This window comes from Candidatus Desulfolinea nitratireducens, assembly GCF_982879505.1.
The window spans coordinates 1-2849 of the sequence record NZ_CEYOSI010000321.1; the positions used below are offsets into that span (position 1 = coordinate 1).

The window sequence follows — 2849 nt, forward strand, 5'->3', positions numbered from 1 at the left end:
ACAATCTGAATTACGTAGGATGATTGAGATTGTAAAAGCTGCCTGAATAGTGCGGCTACACTGGGGTCTCCGCTACGGGCGAGGGATGCTACGATTTGTCCTCTTAACCCAAGGGGTAGATTATCATCCTGAATGGCGTTTGCGAGGGCAGTCATCACTTTTCCACGCCATGGAGTTTTGCGGGGAGCATCTCTCAACCAATCTCCCATCAGGATCAAATTTCTCTCCAGTATGGGATCTGGTGTCTCTAAAAGCGTATTGACAAGATCAGTAGCGTCCCCATTCGCAGCAAGGTAGTGCATGAAAAGGGTTTTTCCGCCCCAGAAGGGCTGCGCCGTTATCCGCTCGTCGACAGTAAAGTTACTATGACCACGTCCGGCGAGAAACCCTCCAAAAATGGGATGGGCAAAACGCATTTTATTGTCAAGGTGACTGGAAAGGAGGCCGCTTTGAGCCATTTTTGACAAAAGACCCAGTGTGGGAGTGACCTTTTCTTTTTTGCCTTTTTTCTTATCCTCATTTTCTTTTTCAGCCAGTTTTTCTTCAGGTGGCTCGAAGGATTTAATCCAACTGCGTGCCTTGCGAGAATCAAAAATGGGCTGAGCTGTCAGGCTGACCTGCATGGCGAGCATTTCCAATGCGGCAACAGGAGTGCCGGCGGGTGAAATCCGGCGGAGGTGAGTTTCGATTGCATCCAATGCTGTTGGTCCGCGTCCATCCCCCGCGTAGGCTCCCCAGGCTTTCAGGGTGAGTTCAAGAGGTGTGAAGCTTGTAGATTCAATGCTCAACCATGAGTTAAGAAGAGTAGGATCAACTTGCTCTGGTCCAGCCTGTACCCAGGCTTCACGGGCAACATACTTTTCCCAGAGATGACCCCATTTGGTGAGAAATTCATTTTGCTGAGATGCATTCCATGTTTTCAGGGGGAGAATGGCAAAATCATGCTGAGTGAGACCATCCAGAAATTCAAGGGCACCGGTAGTGATGACCCGAATATTGGGGTAATTTTTAATAATTTCTGTAATAAATGCGACTACTTTAGATATCTCATCCGGTGGGATTTCATCCAATCCGTCAAGAAGGAGCAGCGCACGTCCGCTCCCAAAGCTTTGACGAATGAAACCGGGTAAGCGGGGGGCATTGAAGAGAGAGGCTCCTTCAGCGACAAAATCTATAATTGGATCAAGGACAGAGGTTGTGTCTTTTTCAGGAATAGCCAAATCCGCAACATGCATGAGAAAAGGGACGGCATCATCAAGAGAGCCCATCTGTGGGTCGCGTTTGGCAGCCAGGCTGGCGATAAAAGCAAGCGCTACTGTTTTTCCCACACCAGGATTCCCAACGATAGCGAGATGAGATCCACCAGCGAGGGCTTCAGGAATAGTGAGAGTTGAAGTTTGATAAAAAGAGGCGAGCGTAGGGTCTTGCGGTAAATAGGGGACGGTCAGGTCTGTTTGATTCAAAGCAACCAGGTTATCACCTGGTTCTATGTGTGGCGGAGGGGCAATAATGCTGGGGGAGACAACAATCTCTTCAAGAGAAAAGAGAGGGGCTGCCAGATGCATTCCCTGGGCTTGCTTGAGCACAGTCTGTCGATAATATTCTTCGATACTGCTGGAGCCGCGCTTTGATCTGGTCTCACGGGTTTTTTGCAGGTTTTCACGAATTTGTTTTAATAAGGGGCGCACCCACCCTATCATCAGCCAGAAAACTGAGGCGACGAGGACGCCAATCCAAAAGGAGATGGCATCAATGGAAAGATTTGATAATCCCGGGGTCATAATTCTTTAACTATCATAAAGGATTCGTTTGCAGGAGGGACAATAAGCAATGGTTGCGTTTGAACGGGTTGTCTGTTGATGAGATTTGGTCAACGCCGCGCCACAGGCTGAACAGCTTCCCTCTTTGATGGAGGCGATTGCAATCCCGCGTTTAGTTTTTCGAAGACCTTCGTAAAGTTGGCGTTGATCTGGCTGCACGGCGGGAAGTGCAACCTCCCTTTCAGTGAGGAGACGTTCTTTATTTTTATTAAGTACGCTTTGTTCACCAGCCAGTTGACTGTTTTGTTGAATAATCTCCCCTTTGAGTTTATCCAGCGCAGATTGCGCAGATTGGAGAATTTCTGTATTTTCTTCGTGGGCGAGCATTGCCTCAAGCTGAATATCCTGTAATTTTGTCAGATAGCGTTTAAGAGATTCTGTTTTATTTTGTAGGTCTTGGACCTCTTTGGGATTCTTTACACTGCCGCCATAAAGCATAGCCTCCGATTGTTCAATTTTTATATGCCTGTCTTGAACATCACCTTCAGCCTTTTGAAGTTCATTCTCTGTTTCATGGTGCGCAACCTGACATTTATCGTGATAGGCTTTGGCACGTTTGAGTTCAGTATTGTCGTCGAGAATCTTTTGAATTTCATCCAAACGTTTTTGAGCCTTGTCGACTTGGCTGTCAATTTGCTGCAGGCGGTAAAGATGAAAAGTTGTATTCATGGCTAAATTATAAACGAAGTTTTAATTATGGGCTGCTTAGGTTGAAATAATTATAAACTGCCTGGGTAAGCTCAACAAAGAGGGGATTGACCTCCCCCCAAATTCCCTGGACAGGGTGGTAAGTATAGATTGCCAGGACGAAGTTTCCGCCAGGAGTATAGATAATTCCAGCATCGCTAATATCATGAACAACACCAAAACGATCCGGGACGAATCCGTGTTTGTGGGCGATCTTTGTCCCATCGGGCAGGCCTGCTTGTAGCAGAGAGCCAAACTTATCCTGCACCATATAGTCAATCATCAACCGACAATCTCCCTGTGTAAGCTGATTAGGAAATGCTGCCAGTAAAGCACCGCCGC

General features: G+C 47.1%; 3 protein-coding genes. All 3 read right to left on the reverse strand.

Annotated elements, in window-relative coordinates; genetic code table 11:
- Window positions 1-1781: NACHT domain-containing protein (locus AC3DOM_RS17225; protein ID WP_487920270.1), on the reverse strand; the 1781-nt coding region annotated here is incomplete at its 3' end.
- A gap of 6 nt (window positions 1782-1787) precedes the next feature.
- Window positions 1788-2489 (reverse strand): zinc ribbon domain-containing protein, encoded by a 702-nt coding sequence (locus tag AC3DOM_RS17230; protein ID WP_487920271.1) that lies wholly within the window; start codon window positions 2487-2489, stop codon window positions 1788-1790.
- Window positions 2490-2514: 25 nt separating this feature from the next.
- Window positions 2515-2849, reverse strand: a 335-nt coding sequence (locus AC3DOM_RS17235) for a serine hydrolase (RefSeq protein ID WP_487920272.1), incomplete at its 5' end; no start/stop codon positions are given.

Bases quoted from the DNA above. Each gene is read 5' to 3' on its own strand.
- AC3DOM_RS17230 (WP_487920271.1), bottom strand. From the start codon at position 2,489: ATGAATACAACTTTTCATCTTTACCGCCTGCAGCAAATTGACAGCCAA.